Source organism: Pseudomonas sp. M47T1 (genome assembly GCF_000263855.1).
Lineage (GTDB): Bacteria > Pseudomonadota > Gammaproteobacteria > Pseudomonadales > Pseudomonadaceae > Aquipseudomonas.
In genome coordinates, this window is the sequence record NZ_AJWX01000018.1 from 21,239 (window position 1) to 39,008 (window position 17,770).

The 17,770-nt window shown below is 65.6% G+C and carries 12 protein-coding genes; 5 read left to right on the forward strand and 7 right to left on the reverse strand.

Translation table 11 applies throughout. The features are described from left to right. Positions 1-35: 35 nt before the first annotated feature. From PMM47T1_RS18520 to gcl, 6 genes are all read right to left on the reverse strand, one after another. A complete protein-coding gene (locus PMM47T1_RS18520; protein ID WP_008371671.1) occupies positions 36-884 on the reverse strand; it encodes an urea transporter in 849 nt (282 codons plus the stop codon). Between the two features lie 129 nt (positions 885-1,013). Next, complete coding sequence (gene pyk, locus PMM47T1_RS18525; protein ID WP_008371673.1) at positions 1,014-2,429, reverse strand: pyruvate kinase; 1,416 nt, start codon at positions 2,427-2,429, stop codon at positions 1,014-1,016. Beyond that, positions 2,426-3,700 (reverse strand): glycerate kinase type-2 family protein, encoded by a 1,275-nt coding sequence (locus PMM47T1_RS18530; protein WP_008371674.1) that lies wholly within the window; start codon positions 3,698-3,700, stop codon positions 2,426-2,428. The genes pyk and PMM47T1_RS18530 overlap by 4 nt, the downstream gene beginning before the upstream one ends. A gap of 81 nt (positions 3,701-3,781) precedes the next feature. After that, positions 3,782-4,672: a 2-hydroxy-3-oxopropionate reductase gene (locus tag PMM47T1_RS18535; protein ID WP_008371676.1), complete on the reverse strand. Its 891-nt coding sequence runs from the start codon at positions 4,670-4,672 to the stop codon at positions 3,782-3,784. A gap of 114 nt (positions 4,673-4,786) precedes the next feature. Continuing rightward, positions 4,787-5,596 (reverse strand): hydroxypyruvate isomerase, encoded by an 810-nt coding sequence (gene hyi, locus PMM47T1_RS18540; protein ID WP_008371678.1) that lies wholly within the window; start codon positions 5,594-5,596, stop codon positions 4,787-4,789. A gap of 51 nt (positions 5,597-5,647) precedes the next feature. Then, positions 5,648-7,423 carry a glyoxylate carboligase gene (gene gcl / locus PMM47T1_RS18545; protein WP_008371679.1) on the reverse strand — a complete coding sequence of 592 codons (1,776 nt, stop codon included), beginning with the start codon at positions 7,421-7,423 and terminating at the stop codon, positions 5,648-5,650. Positions 7,424-7,635: 212 nt separating this feature from the next. Here gcl and PMM47T1_RS18550 point away from each other — a divergent pair, with 212 nt between their 5' ends. Further along, complete coding sequence (locus PMM47T1_RS18550; protein ID WP_008371682.1) at positions 7,636-8,076, forward strand: GlcG/HbpS family heme-binding protein; 441 nt, start codon at positions 7,636-7,638, stop codon at positions 8,074-8,076. 120 nt (positions 8,077-8,196) lie between these two features. Here the strand turns inward: PMM47T1_RS18550 and PMM47T1_RS18555 are convergent, their stop codons facing one another. After that, positions 8,197-8,805 (reverse strand): TetR/AcrR family transcriptional regulator, encoded by a 609-nt coding sequence (locus PMM47T1_RS18555; protein ID WP_008371684.1) that lies wholly within the window; start codon positions 8,803-8,805, stop codon positions 8,197-8,199. 237 nt (positions 8,806-9,042) lie between these two features. Here PMM47T1_RS18555 and PMM47T1_RS18560 point away from each other — a divergent pair, with 237 nt between their 5' ends. From PMM47T1_RS18560 to PMM47T1_RS18575, 4 genes are read left to right on the forward strand one after another with little or no spacing between them, the layout of a single operon-like run. Continuing rightward, the gene (locus tag PMM47T1_RS18560) at positions 9,043-10,137 is read left to right on the forward strand and encodes an efflux RND transporter periplasmic adaptor subunit (protein ID WP_008371686.1); all 1,095 of its coding nucleotides are present in this window, start codon (positions 9,043-9,045) and stop codon (positions 10,135-10,137) included. Then, entirely contained in the window at positions 10,134-13,208 is a 3,075-nt protein-coding gene (locus PMM47T1_RS18565; RefSeq protein WP_008371687.1) for an efflux RND transporter permease subunit, read from the forward strand. The genes PMM47T1_RS18560 and PMM47T1_RS18565 overlap by 4 nt, the downstream gene beginning before the upstream one ends. Beyond that, positions 13,205-16,324: an efflux RND transporter permease subunit gene (locus PMM47T1_RS18570; RefSeq protein WP_008371689.1), complete on the forward strand. Its 3,120-nt coding sequence runs from the start codon at positions 13,205-13,207 to the stop codon at positions 16,322-16,324. The genes PMM47T1_RS18565 and PMM47T1_RS18570 overlap by 4 nt, the downstream gene beginning before the upstream one ends. Beyond that, complete coding sequence (locus tag PMM47T1_RS18575) at positions 16,325-17,743, forward strand: efflux transporter outer membrane subunit (RefSeq protein ID WP_008371691.1); 1,419 nt, start codon at positions 16,325-16,327, stop codon at positions 17,741-17,743. Positions 17,744-17,770 lie beyond the last annotated feature (27 nt).

Consider the following 17,770-nt stretch of genomic DNA (forward strand, 5'->3'; position numbering starts at 1 on the left):
TCTCGGTTCCTGACAATGAACAGAGCCTAGGGGGTTTACCGGCGGCTGTGCAAGGCCGGCTCCGGCAGCAGCACCCGGGAGCCGGCCCGCACCAGCCAGCACGCCAGAATGAATGGCGCGGTCAGGCCGGGCAGCGGCAGGCTGGCGAACCCCGGTTGCAGCAGCACGGCCAGGGCCACGGCCATGCCGGCGCGTAGCGGCCGGGCACTGAAGGCCAGTGCCGCCAGGGCCGGGTTGAAGCCGTACAGGCCCGGCAGCGGCGGTTCGCCCTGCAGCCCGGCGAAGAACAACCCGGCGGCCGAGCCCAGCACGGCCCACAGTGCCGCTCGGCGGTCTGCCACAATCAGCCCCAGCAGGACCAGCGCGCCCGCCACGGGGCTGCCGAGCACGAAGATCTGGCCCAGGCCGGTCAGCACATCGGCCATGCCGAAGGGCTGGATGGCGCCCGGCAGGGGACTGATGACGCCCGCCAGCGCCCAGCCGGCCAGCACGAAGGGCGTGGTGTAGGCGGGCAGGCAGGTGGGCCGCGCGCAGTGTTTGAGCCAGCGCGCCAACAGCAGGCTGCTCAGGCCGCTGGCGGCGATGATCAGCAGTGGCAGCGTCAATGTCAGGGGCAGCCCGTGGCTGAACAGCAGGCCGATCAGTACGCCGTTGTAGCTATACAGGCCGGCCTGGCGATGGGCGCGCAGGTAGCCTCGTCGTTGCGCGGTCAGCAGGCCGCTGGCGGCGCCCAGCAGTGCGCCGCCAAGCAGCTGCGGGGCGCCGACCAGGATGGCCAGCAGGCAGCACAGGCCGCACAGGGGGTGGCGTTGCAGCACCACTTGGCTGAAGCCGTTGAGCAGGGCGGTGGCCCAGTCGGGGCAGAACGAAGAAGGTGTGTGCATGGGTGTGGTTCTTGTGGGAGCGGGCTCTGCCCGCGAAGGGCATACCGCGAAATGTCTGGTTAACCGCGGCGTTTTCTTCGCGGGCAGAGCCCGCTCCCACAAGGTCAGGGGTTGTGTTGGAAAATGGTGTCAGACCAATGTTTCGATACGCAGCGAATTGGTGCTGCCCGGCTTGCCGAACGGCACGCCCGCGGTGATCACCAAGGTATCCCCTCGACACGCCAACCCTTGCGCCTGGGCAATCTCCAGCGCCGTGGAGCACACTTCCTCCACCTGGCGCAGGCGGTCGTTGACCACCGAGCGCACACCCCAGGCCACGCTCAGCTGGCGCGCGGTGGCCAGGTTGGGGGTGAGGTTGAGGATCGGCACCCGTGGCCGTTCGCGGGCGGCACGCAAGGTCGAGGCGCCTGACTCGCTGTAGTTGACCAGCACCGCCACCGGCAGGATGCCGCTGATCCGGCGGATGGCGCAGCTGATGGCGTCCGACACCGTGGCTTCGGCCTGGGGCCGGCTGACGTCCAGTTGCGCCTGATAATCAGGGCCGTTTTCCACCTGGCGAATGATCTTGCTCATCATCTGCACGGCTTCCAGCGGGTAATCCCCCGAGGCCGTCTCGGCCGACAGCATCACCGCATCGGCCCCTTCGGCCACGGCATTGGCCACGTCGGTGACTTCGGCGCGGGTGGGCGCCGGGGCAAAGCGCATGGATTCGAGCATCTGCGTGGCCACCACCACCGGGCGGCCCAGGGCGCGGCACACGGCAATGATGCGCTTCTGGATGTGTGGCACGGTTTCGGCCGGCACTTCCACGCCCAGGTCGCCGCGGGCAACCATGATGGCGTCGCTCAACTGGGCGATTTCCTCCAGGTGCACCAGCGCCGAGGGCTTTTCGATCTTGGCCATCAGCTGCGCACGGCCCGCAATCAGTTGCCGGGCTTCATGAATGTCTTTCGGGCGCTGCACAAATGACAGCGCCACCCAGTCCACCCCCAGCTCCAGGCCGAAGGCCAGGTCGCGGCGGTCCTTGGCGGTCAGCGGGCTGAGCTCCAGCACTGCCTGGGGTACGTTGACACCCTTGCGGTCGGACAGCTCGCCGCCGGCGATCACCTGGGTATCGATGGCGTCGGCATGCTTGTTGGTTACCTTCAGGCGCAGCTTGCCATCGTCCAGCAGCAGGTCCATGCCCGGCTCCAGCGCCGCGATGATCTCCGGGTGCGGCAGGTTGGCCCGGCGCTCATCGCCGGGGGTGCTGTCCAGGTCCAGTCGAAAGGCCTGGCCGCGATGCAACAGCACCTTGCCGTCGGCGAAACGGCCCACGCGCAGTTTCGGCCCTTGCAGGTCCATCAGCACGCCCAGGGGCGTATTGAGTTGTGCCTCCACGTCGCGAATCCATTCCAGGCGCTGGGCGTGGTCGCCGTGCTCGCCATGGCTGAAGTTGAGGCGGAACAGGTTGACGCCCGCCAGGGCCAGTTGGCGAATGTCTTCCTGGCTGCGGGTAGCCGGGCCGAGGGTAGCGAGGATCTTGGTATTTTTATAGGCAGTCATGGCGCGGTGGCTTCCAGGATCAGGATGGCGCGAAAGTCGTTGACGTTAGTGCGCGTGGGTTCGGTGACCACCAGGGCGTCCAGGGCCTGGAAGTAGCCATAACCGTTGTTGTTGTCCAGCTCGGCGGTGGCGCTCAGGCCCAGTTGCGCGGCGCGACGGTAGCTGCACGGGGTCATCACGGCGCCGGCGTTGTCTTCGGAGCCATCGATGCCGTCGGTGTCACCGGCCAGCGCGTACACGCCAGGCAGGCCCTTGAGGTTTTCGGTCAGGCTGAGCAGGAACTCGGCGTTGCGCCCGCCACGGCCATTGCCGCGCACGGTCACGGTGGTTTCGCCGCCGGAAAGAATCACGCAGGGGGCGGCCAGCGGCTGGCCATGAATGACGATTTGCCGGGCGATGCCGGCGTGCACCTTGGCCACTTCCCGCGACTCGCCCTCCAGGTCGCCGAGAATCAGTGGGCTGAAGCCGGCGGCGCGGGCTTTCACCGCCGCGGCCTGTAGCGATTGCTGGGGGGTGGCGATCAGCTGGAAGTGGCTGCGCGACAGGCACTGGTCGCCTTCCTTGACGGTTTCCGAGGCCGGGTTGTGTAGCCAGTCGCGCACATTGGCCGGTACCTCGATGCTGTAGCGGGCCAGAATCGCCAGGGCCTGGGCCGAGGTGCTGGGGTCGGCCACGGTGGGGCCGGAGGCGATAACCGTGGCCAGGTCGCCCGGTACATCGGAAATGGCGTAGGTGTGCACGGTGGCCGGCCAGCAGGCCTTGGCCAGGCGCCCGCCCTTGATGGCGGAGAGGTGCTTGCGCACGCAGTTCATCTCGCCGATGGTGGCGCCGGATTTCAGCAGTGCCTTGTTCACCGCCTGCTTGTCGGCCAGGCTGATGCCCTCGGCCGGCAGGGCCAGCAGCGACGAGCCGCCGCCGGACAGCAGGAAGATCACCCGGTCGCTTTCACTGAGGTTGCCGACCAGCTTCAGCACGCGGCCGGCCACCGCCAGGCCGGCGGCGTCTGGTACCGGGTGGGCGGCTTCCACCACTTCGATTTTCTGGCAACGGGCGCCGTGGCCGTAGCGGGTCACCACCAGGCCGCTGACCTCGCCCTGCCAGCAGTGCTCGACCACTTCGGCCATGGCGGCGGCAGCCTTGCCGGCGCCAATCACGATGACTCGGCCAGTGCGGTCGGCGGGCAGGAAGGGTTCCAGTACCTGGCTTGGGTGCGCCGCGGCGATGGCCGTGGCAAACAGCTCGCGCAGCAGGGATTGCGGATCGACTGGCATGGCAGGCTCCCGGGGGTTCTTATTGTGTGTGGAGTGAGTTGTGGGGGCTGGCAAGCCAGCTCCCACAGGTTCCAGCAGCCCTTAGTTGTCGCGGATGCTGAAGTTGGCCATGTGTTCCAGGCCCTTGATCAGCGCCGAGTGGTCCCAGTGGCTGCCGCCCAGGGCCGCGCAGGTGCTGAACACCTGTTGGGCGTTGGCGGTGTTGGGCAGGTTGACGCCCAGCTCGCGAGCACCTTGCAGGGCCAGGTTGAGGTCCTTCTGGTGCAGGCTGATGCGGAAGCCCGGGTCGAAGGTGCCTTTGATCATGCGCTCGCCGTGCACTTCCAGGATCTTCGAGGAGGCAAAGCCGCCCATCAGCGCTTCACGGACCTTGGCTGGGTCGGCGCCATTCTTGGCGGCGAACAGCAGGGCTTCGGCTACGGCCTGGATGTTCAGGGCCACAATGATCTGGTTGGCCACCTTGGCGGTCTGGCCGTCGCCGTTGCCACCCACCAGGGTGATGTTCTTGCCCATGCTCTGGAACAGCGGCAGCGCGCGGTCGAAGGCGTCCTGGTCGCCGCCCACCATGATGCTCAGGGTGGCGGCCTTGGCGCCCACCTCACCGCCCGACACCGGCGCGTCGAGGTATTGCGCGCCGCGCTCGATCACCTTGGCGGCAAAGCCCTTGGTGGCCGACGGCGAGATGGAGCTCATGTCGATGACGATCTTGTTCGGGCTCAGGCCTTCGGCAATACCTTGGGCGCGGAACAGTACGTCTTCGACCTGAGGGGTGTCGGGCACCATGATGATGATGAATTCCGCTTCCTGGGCCACGTCACGCGGGTTGGCCAGGGCCACGGCGCCTGCGGCTACCAGGTCGGCGGGGGCGGCGTCGTGGTGGGCAGAGAGGAACAGTTGGTGACCGGCTTTCTGCAGGTTCTGCGCCATGGGATGGCCCATGATGCCGGTGCCGATGAATCCGATTTTTGCCATGGTGGTGATCCTTCCTGATTGTATTTTTTTGAAAAGAAGAATGATCGTTGGATGCCTGCCGGGCCCTTGCGGGCGCGGGCTCTGCCCGCGAAGCAGGCACCGCGGTCTGTCAGGTTACGCAGCGCGCCCTTCGCGGGCAGAGCCCGCTCCCACAAGGGATTTGAGCCAGCCCAGGCCCGCTTCGGTGGTGGTCAGCGGCTTGTATTCACAGCCCACCCACCCCTGGTAGCCAATTTTGTCCAGGTGCTCGAACAGGAAGCGGTAGTTGATCTCGCCGGTGCCCGGTTCGTGGCGGCCGGGGTTGTCGGCCAGTTGCACGTGGTTGATCTGCGGCAGGTGCGCCTGCAGGGTGCGGGCCAGGTCACCTTCCATGATTTGCATGTGGTAGATGTCGTATTGCAGGAACAGGTTGGCGCTGCCCACCTCGGCCTGGATGGCCAGGGCCTGGGCGGTGGTGGTCAGGTAGAAGCCGGGGATGTCCAGGGTGTTGATCATCTCCATCACCAGGCGAATACCGGCCGCGTGCAGCTTTTCGGCGGCGTAGCGCAGGTTGGTGACGAAGGTGTCTTTCACCGTGGTGCAGTCCAGGCCCTGGGGGCGGATGCCGGCCAGGCAGTTGATCTGGGTGTTGCCCAGCACCTGGGCATAGGCGATGGCCAGGTCCACGCCGGCGCGAAATTCCTCGACGCGGTCGGGGTGGCAGGCAATGCCGCGCTCGCCCTTGGCCCAGTCACCGGCCGGCAGGTTGAACAGCACCTGGGTCAGGCCGTGGGCCTGCAATTGCGCCTTGATCTCGGCAGAGTTGAAGTCATACGGGAACAGGTATTCCACCCCGCTGAAACCGGCATCGGCGGCGGCCTTGAAGCGGGCGAGGAAGTCCTGTTCGGTGAACAGCATCGACAGGTTGGCAGCAAAACGCGGCATGTGAGCCTCCTGGAAATAGGGGGCCACGCCCACGGGCGTGGCAAGCAGGTATCAGTCGAGCAGCGAGATCGCCGTCGGGGCGTCGTTGCCGACCAGGGCCAAGTCTTCGAATTCGTTGACCGCGTTGATCTCGGTGCCCATGGAGATGTTGGTCACTCGTTCAAGAATGATTTCCACCACTACCGGTACCTTGAATTCCTCAAGCATGGCCTGGGCCTTGCGCAGGGCCGGCTGGATCTGTGCCGGTTCGAACACGCGCAGGGCCTTGCAACCCAGGCCTTCGGCTACCGCCACGTGGTCCACGCCATAGCCGTTGAGCTCGGGGGCGTTGAGGTTTTCGAAGGCCAGTTGCACACAGTAATCCATGTCGAAGCCGCGTTGGGCCTGGCGGATCAAACCCAGGTACGAGTTGTTCACCACCACGTGAATGTACGGCAGGTGGAACTGCGCGCCCACGGCCAGTTCTTCGATCATGAACTGGAAGTCGTAGTCGCCGGACAAGGCCACCACCTTGCGCGCAGGGTCAGCCTTGACCACGCCCAGTGCCGCAGGGATGGTCCAGCCCAGCGGGCCGGCCTGGCCGCAGTTGATCCAGTGGCGTGGCTTGTACACGTGCAGGAACTGCGCACCGGCGATCTGCGACAGGCCGATGGTGCTGACGTAGCAGGTGTCCTGGCCGAACACCTGGTTCATTTCCTCGTACACGCGCTGGGGCTTGACCGGCACGTTATCGAAGTGGGTCTTGCGCTGCAGGCTGGCCTTGCGCTGCTGGCAGTCGGCGAGCCAGGCGCTGCGGTCCTTGAGCTTGCCGGCGGCTTTCCATTCGCGGGCCACTTCCAGGAAACGGTCCAGGGCGGCGCCGGCGTCCGAGACGATGCCCAGGTCGGGAGTGAACACGCGGCCGATCTGGGTGGGTTCGATGTCCACGTGAATGAAGCGACGACCCTCGGTGTACACCTCGACGGAGCCGGTATGGCGGTTAGCCCAGCGGTTGCCGATACCCAGCACCACGTCGGACTTGAGCAGGGTGGCGTTGCCGTAGCGGTGCGAGGTTTGCAGGCCAACCATGCCCACCATCAACGGGTGATCGTCCGGGATGGTGCCCCAGCCCATCAGGGTAGGCACGACCGGTATGCCGGTCAGTTCGGCGAATTCCACCAGCTTGGCGCTGGCATCGGCATTGATGACGCCGCCACCGCTGACCAGCAACGGCCGTTCGGCCTGGTCGAGCATGGCCAGGGCCTTTTCGACCTGGGTGCGGCTGGCGGCCGGGCGAGTCACGGGCAGCGGCTCGTAGGCGTCGATGTCGAATTCGATCTCGGCCATCTGCACGTCGAACGGCAGGTCGATCAGCACCGGGCCGGGGCGGCCGGAGCGCATTTCATAGAAGGCTTTCTGGAAGGCGTAAGGCACCTGGCCCGGTTCCAGCACGGTGGTGGCCCACTTGGTCACCGGCTTGACGATGCTGGTGATGTCCACGGCCTGGAAGTCTTCCTTGTGCAGGCGGGCGCGGGGGGCCTGGCCGGTAATGCACAGAATCGGGATGGAGTCGGCCGAGGCACTGTACAGGCCAGTGACCATGTCGGTGCCCGCCGGGCCCGAGGTGCCGATGCACACGCCGATGTTGCCGGCCTTGGTGCGGGTGTAGCCCTCGGCCATGTGCGAGGCGCCCTCCACGTGGCGAGCCAGCACGTGATCGATGCCACCGACTTTCTTGAGGGCCGAGTACAGCGGGTTGATGGCGGCACCGGGAATGCCGAAGGCAGTGTCCACACCTTCGCGGCGCATCACCAGAACGGCTGCATCGATTGCTCTCATTTTGCTCATGGTTTTGTGCCTCTTTGTGTTTTGTAATTGTATACAAGTGGCTATTTGTCGAGTTTATTCACGGCAGAGGCTTCAGGTCAAACCCTTTTAACTTTTGCCAAAGCGTGGTGTCAACGAGCCATTGGACCGGAATATTTTCGATATTGTATACAATAAATTTTGTATTTGTGCTCTATTTGTTGTGTCGATTTTTCATTCCAGAGGATCTGCCCATGACTGCCATTACCTTGGCCGCTGCCAATCGTCTCGTCGAACACGCCCTGGCCACGGGGCGTGAAATCAATGCCGCGCCGCTCACCGTGGCGGTGCTGGACGCCGGCGGCCACCTGATCAGCCTGCAACGCCAGGACAGCGCCAGCCTGCTGCGACCGCACGTGGCCATTGGCAAGGCCTGGGGCGCCATTGCCCTGGGCAAGGGCTCGCGGTTGTTGGCGACGGACGCCCAACAGCGCCCGGCGTTTTTCGCCGCGTTGAATGGCTTGGGGCAGGGTGGCGTGGTGCCGGCGCCGGGCGGGGTGTTGATTCGCGATCAGCAGGGGGTGGTGCTGGGGGCGGTGGGCATCAGCGGGGATGTGTCGGATGTGGATGAGCGGTGTGCGATCAGCGCCATCGAAGCGTCAGGCTGGACAGCCGATGCTGGCACCACCCCCTGAAACCCGTGGGAGCGGGCTCTGCCCGCAAGGCAGGCACCGCGTGGTGTCTGCCAACCCGCAGTGCTGCTTTCGCGGGCAGAGCCTGCGCCCACAAAAAACAGGATTGGGTTGTCATGACTGTCAGGCGTCGGGGGCGCAGCCCTTCAGCACCATGCGAATGATCGTTTGCGCCGCCGCTTCATAGTCGGCCTCGTCCAGCCGCGCTTTGCCGGTAACCACGGCAATCTGCCAGTCGAAGTCGGCGTAGGTCTGGGTCGCGGCCCAGATGCTGAACATCAGGTGGTGGGCGTCGACATGGGCGATCTGGCCGCGGTCGATCCAGGTCTGGATGCAGTCGATGTTGTGCTTGGCCTGGGCGTTCAGCTGTTCCACCTGGTCGGGGCTCAGGTGTGGCGCGCCGTGCATGATCTCGCTGGCAAATACCTTGGAAGCTGCAGGCAAGTCCCGGGAAATACGGATTTTTGAGCGAATGTAGCCACTGAGCACTTCATCGGGATTGCCCTCGGCGTTGAACGGCGTGGACGCCGCCAGAATCGGCTCGATGATGCTTTCCAGTACCTCGCGGTACAGGTTTTCCTTGGACTTGAAATAGTAATAGACGTTGGGCTTGGGCAGCCCGGCCTTGGCCGCGATGTCGCTGGTCTTGGTGGCGGCGAAACCTTTGTCGGCAAATTCTTCGCTGGCCGCGCGCAGGATCAGTTCTTTGTTGCGCTCGCGAATGGTGGTCATAAACCCGATGATTCCTTGCCTGCTGGGGCGGTGCCGCATGGTAGCACCGTGCTCGCGCAGCGCTCAACACGGCGCAGGCCGACGAGAGGCCTGTCGGCTGCCTGAATGGATGCGGGGTTGGCCAGGTGGCGGGTGGGCGCGCTGCTAGAATTTTCAGGAGAACAGGCTAGTGGCCATCACCGAAAGCCTGTGTGCCCGAGGTGTAAGCCGGTGCCGAAGCGTAAACGCGGTCTTCTCTTGTTTGCTGCCCTTGTGCTGGTGCTGCTCGCCTGTTTTCTTGCCTGGCACCTGCTGGCCGGCAAGGCCAAGCCCAAACCACCGCCGCCCGCCGAGCCGGTGGCCGTGGTGGCGGTGAAACAGCAGGACGTGCCGGTGTACATCGACGCCTTGGGCACGGTCACCCCCACCCGCACGGTTACCGTGGTCAGCCAGGTGGCCGGGCTGCTCACCGAGGTGCCGTTCAAGGAAGGCCAGCACGTCAACAAGGGCCAGATGGTGGCGCGCATCGACGACCGCGCGCTGAAGGCGCAGTTGGCCCAGGCCCGTGGCGTACTGCTGCATGACCAGGCGTTGCTGGCCAACGATCAGCGCGACCTGACCCGCTTCGGCCAATTGATCAAGGTGGGCTCGGTCAGCCAGCAAACCCTCGACACTCAACGCTCGCTGGTGCAGCAACAGCAGGGCACCGTGGCGGCCGACCAGGGCAGTGTGCAGAACCTGGACGTGCAGGTCAGCTACTGCACCCTTTATTCGCCGGTGGACGGCGTGGTGGGCTTGCGGCTGGTAGACCCGGGCAACTATGTCAATCCACAGACCAGTACCGGCATTGCCGTCATCACCCAATTGCAACCGGCCACTGTGGTGTTCGCGGTGCCCGAAGACGACCTGGGCGCCATCGACCAGGCCATGGCCAAGGGCCCGGTCACGGTGCTGGCCTATGACCGCAACAAGCATGACCTGCTGGCCACCGGCACGATGCTGGCGCTGGACAACCAGGTCGACACCAGCACCGGCACGGTCAAGGTCAAGGCACAGTTCACTGACCCGGCGGCCCATCTGTTTCCCAACCAGTTCGTCAACGCGCGGTTGCAGGCCGACCGCCTCAGCCAGGTTGCCGTGGTGCCCACCCCGGCCATTCAGCATGGCAGCCAGGGCGATTTCGTCTTTGTGGTCAACGACAACAAGGCGGCGTTGCGGGTGGTCAAGCCGGGCCCGGCCATGGGCGACGTCACCGCCATTCTCGACCAGGGCGTAAAGCCCGGTGAGCAGGTGGTGACCGAGGGCGCCGACAAGCTGGACAACGGCTCGGCCGTCAAGGTCGCCACCCCATGAATATCTCGCGGCCGTTCATCGAGCGGCCGGTGGCCACCGCGCTGATCATGGTCGCGGTGCTGCTGGTGGGCCTGCTGGGTTACCACCTGCTGTCGGTGTCGGCGCTGCCCGAGGTCGACTACCCCACCATCCAGGCGTTCACCCAGTACCCTGGCGCCAGCCCCGAGGTCATCAGCTCCTCGATCACCGCGCCACTGGAGCGCCAGTTTGGCGAGATGCCGGGCCTCAAGTCGATGAACTCCACCAGTTCCGATGGCGCTTCGGTGATCACCCTGCAGTTCGCCCTGGCCTTGTCCCTGGACGTGGCCGAGCAGGAAGTACAGGCGGCGATCAACGCCGCCGGTACTTTCCTGCCGGCCAACCTGCCGTACCCGCCGGTGTACAGCAAGGTCAACCCGGCCGACGCGCCAGTGCTGACCCTGTCGCTGACCTCGGACGTGCTGCCGCTGACCAGGATTCAGGACCTGGCCGACACCCGGCTGGCGCAGAAAATCTCGCAGATCACCGGCGTCGGCCTGGTTACCCTCAGCGGTGGCCAGCGCCCGGCGGTGCGGGTACAGGCGAACACCTCGGCGCTCAATGCACTGGGCCTGTCGCTGGATGACGTGCGCACCGTGCTGGGCACCGCCAACGTCAACCAGGCCAAGGGCAACATCGACGGCCGCTTCCAGGCCTACTCCATCGGCGCCAACGACCAGTTGCAGTCGGCCGAGCAGTACCGCGACCTGATCATCGCCTACAAGAACGGCGCGCCCATCCGCCTGGCGCAGGTTGCCGCGTCCATCCAGGGCCCGGAAAACCCGCGGCAGGCGGCCTGGACCAACAGCACGCCGTCCATTGTGCTGAACATCCAGCGCCAGCCCGGCGCCAACGTCATCCAGGTGGTGGACCGCGTGCAGCGCCTGCTGCCCAGCCTGCGCGCGAGCCTGCCGGCGACCCTCAAGGTGGACGTGCTCACAGACCGCACCCAGACTATCCGCGCCTCGGTCACCGACGTGCAGCTTGAGTTAGGCGTGGCGATCCTGCTGGTGGTGCTGGTGATTTTCATTTTCCTGCGCGACCTGGCTGCCACTCTGATCCCGGCGCTGACCGTGCCACTGACCCTGATCGGCACCCTGGCCGTGGCCTACGCCCTGGGTTTCTCGCTGAACAACCTGACCCTGATGGCGCTGACCATCGCCATCGGCTTCGTGGTGGACGACGCCATCGTCATGATCGAGAACATCACCCGCTACATCGAGGAAGGCGAGAGGCCCCTGCAGGCGGCGCTCAAGGGCTCGGCGCAGATCGGCTTCACCATCATCTCGCTGTCGGTGGCGCTGATCGCGGTGATGATCCCGTTGCTGTTCATGGGCGACGTGGTGGGGCGGCTGTTTCGCGAATTCGCCACCACGGTGGCGGTGACCATCGTCATTTCCGCGCTGATTACCCTGACCCTCACCCCCATGCTTTGCGCGCGGCTGCTCAAGGCCCGGCACACGGAGCGCCGTGAAGACTTTTTTGACCGCATCAACGGCTATTACGTGAAGGGCCTGGACTGGGTGTTGCTGCACCAGACCCTGACGCTGGTTTCAATCGTCATGACTGCGGCGCTGACCGTATGGCTGATTCTGATCATTCCCAAGGGTTTTTTCCCCGACCAGGACACCGGCCTGATCCAGGGCATCTCCCAGGCCGCGCCCGGCGTGTCCTTCGCGCGCATGCAGACTGAACAGCAGCGCCTGGCCGCGCGCATTCTCAAGGACCCGGCGGTGGCCAGCCTGTCGTCGTTCGTGGGCATCGACCAAACCAACCCGACGCTGAACCAGGGCAACCTGCTGATCAACCTCAAGCCCCGTGGCGAGCGGGACAGTGCCGCCGTGGTGATCCGCCGCCTGGCCGATGCCAGCAGTGACAATTCGGGTATTCGCCTGTACCTGCACGGGGTGCAGGACCTGACCCTGGATTCCACTCTATCCACCACCGGTTACCGCCTGGGCTTGCAGGCCATCGACCCCCAAGTACTGGAACAGTGGGCCAATAAATTGATGGCGGCCATGCGCAACGACCCGATGTTCGCCGACGTGCAGAGCCAGGCCCTGCAGTTCGGCAACCAGGTACAGCTGACCTTCGACCGCGCCACCGCCTCGCGCCTGGGCGTGACGCCCCAGGCCATTGATGACGTGCTGTACGACGCTTTCGGCCAGCGCCAGGTGTCCACCATCTACACCCAGCTCAACCAGTACCACGTGGTGCTGGCCAGTGACCGCCAGCCCGGCAACCTCGCCGACCTGCTCACCGGCCTGTATGTGGACACCGCCGGTGGCGGGGTGGCGCCGCTGTCGAGCATGGCCACCCAGCAGGTGGTGCGCACGCCCATTACCCTCAACCGCCAGGGCCAGTTCCCCTACGCCGACGTCTCGTTCAACCTGGCGCCGGGCCAGACCCTGGGCGCTGCCGTCACGCGCCTGGGGCAGGTGGAGCATGACGTGGGCCTGCCCATTACCGTGCAGGCGCAGCTGGAAGGCGCGGCGGCCACCTTCCAGTCGTCGCTGGGCAATCAGCTGTTCCTGGTGCTGGCGGCCATCGTGGTGGTGTACCTGATGCTGGGCATTCTCTACGAGAGCTTCGTGCACCCGGTGACCATTCTTTCCACCTTGCTGTCGGCGGCCCTGGGCGCGTTGCTGGCGCTGCTGGTCACCGGCACGCAGTTCGACATCATCGGCCTGATCGGCATTGTGCTGCTGATTGGCATCGTCATGAAGAACGGCATCATGATGGTCGACTTCGCCCTGGAGTTGCAGCGCAACGAGGGCCTGGACGCCACCGCAGCGATTCGCCAGGCGGCGCAGCTGCGGTTCCGGCCCATCCTGATGACTAGCATGGCCTCGCTGTTCGGCGCCGTGCCGCTGGCGCTGGGCACCGGCATAGGTTCGGAGCTGCGCCACCCGCTGGGCATTGCCATCATCGGCGGCCTGCTGCTGAGCCAGCTGCTGACGCTGTTCTCCACGCCGGTGATTTTCCTCGCCATGAACAGCCTGGGACGACGCCTGGGCGGCGCCCAGCCGAGCGCTGAAGCGCCGGCGCCATGAACCTCTCGGCGCCGTTCATTTCGCGCCCCATCGCCACCACGCTGTTGGCGTTGGGGCTGGCACTGTTTGGCATTCTGGCGTTCAAACTACTGCCGGTGGCACCGCTGCCCGAGGTCGACTTTCCCACCATCAGCGTGCGCGCCAGCCTGCCGGGGGCCGACCCCAGCACCGTCGCCACCTCGGTGGCTACACCCCTGGAGCGCCAGTTCGGGCAGATATCGGGCATCACTCAGATGACCTCGTCCAGCACCCTGGGCGCCACGCGCATCAACCTGCAGTTCGACCTGAACCGTGATATCGACGGCGCCGCTCGCGACGTGCAGGCGGCCATCAACGCGGCGCGCACCAACCTGCCCAGCGACCTGTCCGGCAACCCTACCTATCGCAAGGTCAACCCGGCCGACTCGCCCATCCTGATCATCAGCATGACTTCGGCCACCGCCACGCCGGGGCAAATGTACGACGTGGCCTCCACCGTATTGCAGCAGCGCTTGCTGCAAACCTCGGGGGTGGGCGACGTGATTGTCGGCGGTGGCGCCCTGCCGGCGGTGCGGGTGGAACTCAACCCCGATCGCCTCAGCCATTACGGGGTCAGCCTGGAGCAGGTGCGCGGGGTGATCGCCGACGCCAACACCAACCTGCCCAAGGGCACCATCAGCAGCGGCGGCGGCAACTATACCCTGGGCGCCAACGACCAGCTGTACCAGCCCCAGGACTACAGCACGCTGATCGTCAAACAAAGCAATGGCGACGTGGTGCACGTGGCCGACCTGGGTTATGTGCGCGAAGACGTCGAAGACCTGCGCAACTTCGGTTTGTCCAACGGCCAGCCGGCGGTGTTGCTGGTGGTGTTCAAACAACCGGGCGCCAACGTGCTGGAAACCGTGGACGCGGTGAAGGCGGGGCTGCCGTTTTTGCAGGAATCGGTGACCAGCGGCATCAAGCTCAACCTGTTCATGGACCGCACCACTACCATCCGCTCGTCACTGCACGACGTGGAAGTCAGCCTGCTGATTTCGGTGTTGCTGGTGACCCTGGTGACCTTCTGTTTCTTCCGTGACTGGCGCAGTACCTTGGTGCCGGCCATCGCTGTGCCGCTGTCGTTGCTGGGCACCTTTGGCGCCATGTATTTCCTGGGCTACAGCCTGAACAATCTGTCACTGATGGCGCTGACCATTTCCACCGGCTTCGTGGTCGACGACGCTATCGTGGTGGTGGAAAACATCATGCGCCACCTGGAGCAGGGCGCCACGCGCACCCAGGCGGCACTGGAGGGCGCGCGCGAGGTGGGCTTCACGGTGCTGACCATCAGCGTGTCGCTGGTGGCGGTGTTTATCCCGCTGCTGTTGATGGGCGGTATTGTCGGGCGGCTGTTTCGCGAGTTTTCCATCACCCTGTCGGTGGCCATCGTGATCTCCATGGTGGTGTCGCTCACCGTCACCCCCAGCCTGTGCAGCGTGTTGCTGCGCCCGCAGCGGGGCGGGCAAGGGCAGGGCGAGGAACACCCGGATTCGCGCTTTCACCGGTTCTACGACCGCACCTTGGGTTGGGTCATCGGCCATTCGCTGCTGGCCGGCCTGGTGACCCTGATGGTGGTGGGCGTGGCGGCGGTGCTGTTTGTGCTCATTCCCAAAGGCTTCTTCCCCCAGGAAGACACCGGGCGCCTGCAAGGCTCGATACTGGCGGCGCAGAGCGTGTCCTACAGTGCCATGCAAAAGAGCTTCGAGCGGATTAACCGCACGGTGATGCGCAACCGCGCTATCGAGAACGTCGGCGGTTTTGTCGGCGGCAGTGGTGGGGGCAGCGGGGCGATCAACAGCGCGCAGCTGTTCATCACCCTCAAGCCATTGAACCAGCGCACGGTGGGCGCCGACGCGGTGATCGGGCAGATCCGCCATGCGCTGGGCGACATGCCCGGCACCAAACTGTATTTGCAGTCGGCCCAGGACATCACCGTGGGCGGTCGCCAGAGCGGTGCCCAATACCAGTACACGCTGACCGCCGATGACCAGAGCGACCTGGACTTCTGGGTACCCAAGGTGCTCGATGTGCTGCGGCCTCTGGGCCAGCTCACCGACCTGAACACTGACCAGCAAGACAACAGCCTGCTGGCCAACCTGCACGTGGACCGCGACAGCGCCTCGCGGCTGGGCGTGAGCCTGTCGGCCGTGGACCAGACCCTGTATGACGCCTTTGGCCAGCGCCAGGTGTCGACCATTTACCGCGCCGCCAACCAGTACCACGTGGTGATGGAACTGGCGCCGCCGTACTGGCGCGACCCGGTGGCGCTCAAGGGTATTTACGTGCCGGTGGGCACGGTGGCCTCCACGGCGCGCGGCGGCGCGGCGCCCGGCATCGCCAGTTCGGCCCTGGTGCCGCTGTCGGCCATGGCCACCTACAGCATCGACCGCACGGCCATTTCCATCAGCCACCAGGGCACCTTCCCGGCGGTGACAGTGTCGTTCAACCTGGCGCCCGGGGTGTCCATCGGCCAGGCCACGGTGTTAGTGGAAAACGCCGTGGCGCAACTGCGCATGCCCGCCAGCGTGGTTGGCCAGTTCGCCGGCACCGCCCAGGTGTTCCAGGCCTCGGTGGCCGACGAGCCGCTGTTGATCGTCGCCGCGCTGGTGTCGGTGTACATCGTGCTGGGCGTACTCTACGAGAACCTGGTGCACCCGCTGACCATTCTCTCGACCTTGCCGTCGGCCGGGGTGGGCGCATTGATTGCGCTGCTGGTGACGGGCACCGAGCTGTCGATCATCGCCTTGGTGGGGGTGATATTGCTGATCGGTATCGTCAAGAAGAACGCGATCATGATGGTCGACTTCGCCATCACCGAGCGCCGCGAAAAAGGCCTCGACGCTCGCGAGGCCATTCGCCGGGCCTGCCTGATCCGCTTCCGGCCGATCATGATGACCACCCTGGCGGCCATTTTGGGCGCCATGCCGCTGGTGCTGGGCCATGGCTACGGCTCGGAGCTGCGGCGGCCGCTGGGTATTTCGATCATTGGCGGCTTGCTGTTCAGCCAGGTGCTGACGCTGTACACCACGCCGGTCATTTACCTGTGGCTCGACCGGGCCTCGGCGCGCGTGCGCCGGCACGGCAAGGAGACTTGAATGCGCACCCTGATTGCTTCGGCGCTGCTGCTGGCGCTGGCCGGCTGCACGGTGGGGCCCGATTACCAGCGCCCGCAACAGGCGTTGCCCAGTGGTTTCAAGGAAGGCGCGGCGTTCCAGCGTGCGGCCGCCAACCCGCAGGGGGCGCTGCACAGCCAGTGGTGGCTGGATTACCACGATGCCACCCTGAACCGGCTTGTCGAGCAGGCCAACAGCGCCAACCAGTCGATCGCCGCCGCCGAGGCCGCCTACCGCCTGGCCAATGCCCAGGTGGCCGCCAGCCGGGCGAGCCTGTGGCCGACGGTGGGGGTTGGGTTGTCGGGGGCGCGTGGCGTGGGCGAGAGTGGCTCTTCCAGCAGCGCGGCAGCCGCCAGCACCACCGGTGTCAGCCAGTCGGTCAGTGCCACGCTAACGGCCAGTTGGGAGCCTGACCTGTGGGGCCAGGTGCGCCGGGGCATCGAGTCGAGCAACGCCCTGGCACAATCGTCCGACGCCTTGCTGGCCGGGGTACGCCTGTCGATTGCCGCGAGCGTGGCCACCGACTATTTTGCCGTGCGCCAATTGGACATCGACATCCGGCTGCTGAAAGACCAGCAACGCATCGACCAGCAACTGCAGGACATGACCCAGGCCGAGTTCGTCCAGGGCACTGCCACCAACGACCAGTTGCTGGTGGCGCAGGATCAGTTGACCGCGGTAGTGGCCGCCTTGCAGACGTCTCAGCGTTCACGTGAACAGTACGAGCATGCACTGGCGGTGCTGGCAGGGCAGGCTCCGGCGCAGTTCAGCCTGGCACCGCTGGCCGATTATTCGTTCGCGGTGTTGCGGCCGCCATTGGCAATGCCGTCGGGGTTGTTGCAGCGTCGCCCTGACGTGGTGTCGGCCGAGCGCACGGCAGCCGCCGCCAACGCGCGCATCGGCGTGGCCGAAGCGGCCTTCTATCCCGACCTGACCCTGACGGCCGAAGGCGGCTATCGCGGCAGTGCCCTGGGCGGTCTGTTCTCATTGCCCAACCGCGTCTGGCTGCTGGGCCCGGCGCTGGCCGAAACTATCTTCGACGGCGGCGCACGGCGCGCGGCGGTCAATGAAGCCCAGGCCACCTATGATCAGGACGCCGCCAACTACCGCGGTGCGGTGCTCACCGCGCTGCAAAACGTTGAGGATAACCTCTCGGCCCTCAACCACTTGCAACAGCAGGCCGACGCCTACCAGCAGATCTTTCAGCGCAACCAGCAACTGTTCGGCAGTCAGCAGGCCCAACAGCAGGCTGGCACCGTCAGCCGGCAGAATGTGCTCACCCAGCAACTGGTGTTGTTGCAGGCCGAACAGAACCTGCGCGACACCCAGGGCCAGCTCGGCCAGGGCAGCGTGGCCCTGATCCAGAGCCTGGGCGGTGGCTGGCAGGGCAGTGCACAGTAAGGGCATGACAGGGTATGCTCGCGCCCA

Bases quoted from the DNA above. Each gene is read 5' to 3' on its own strand.
- PMM47T1_RS18520 (WP_008371671.1), bottom strand. From the start codon at position 884: ATGCACACACCTTCTTCGTTCTGCCCCGACTGGGCCACCGCCCTGCTC.
- PMM47T1_RS18530 (WP_008371674.1), bottom strand. From the start codon at position 3,700: ATGCCAGTCGATCCGCAATCCCTGCTGCGCGAGCTGTTTGCCACGGCC.
- PMM47T1_RS18550 (WP_008371682.1), top strand. From the start codon at position 7,636: ATGACTGCCATTACCTTGGCCGCTGCCAATCGTCTCGTCGAACACGCC.
- PMM47T1_RS18575 (WP_008371691.1), top strand. From the start codon at position 16,325: ATGCGCACCCTGATTGCTTCGGCGCTGCTGCTGGCGCTGGCCGGCTGC.
- PMM47T1_RS18535 (WP_008371676.1), bottom strand. From the start codon at position 4,672: ATGGCAAAAATCGGATTCATCGGCACCGGCATCATGGGCCATCCCATG.
- hyi (WP_008371678.1), bottom strand. From the start codon at position 5,596: ATGCCGCGTTTTGCTGCCAACCTGTCGATGCTGTTCACCGAACAGGAC.
- pyk (WP_008371673.1), bottom strand. From the start codon at position 2,429: ATGACTGCCTATAAAAATACCAAGATCCTCGCTACCCTCGGCCCGGCT.
- PMM47T1_RS18565 (WP_008371687.1), top strand. From the start codon at position 10,134: ATGAATATCTCGCGGCCGTTCATCGAGCGGCCGGTGGCCACCGCGCTG.
- PMM47T1_RS18555 (WP_008371684.1), bottom strand. From the start codon at position 8,805: ATGACCACCATTCGCGAGCGCAACAAAGAACTGATCCTGCGCGCGGCC.
- gcl (WP_008371679.1), bottom strand. From the start codon at position 7,423: ATGAGCAAAATGAGAGCAATCGATGCAGCCGTTCTGGTGATGCGCCGC.
- PMM47T1_RS18570 (WP_008371689.1), top strand. From the start codon at position 13,205: ATGAACCTCTCGGCGCCGTTCATTTCGCGCCCCATCGCCACCACGCTG.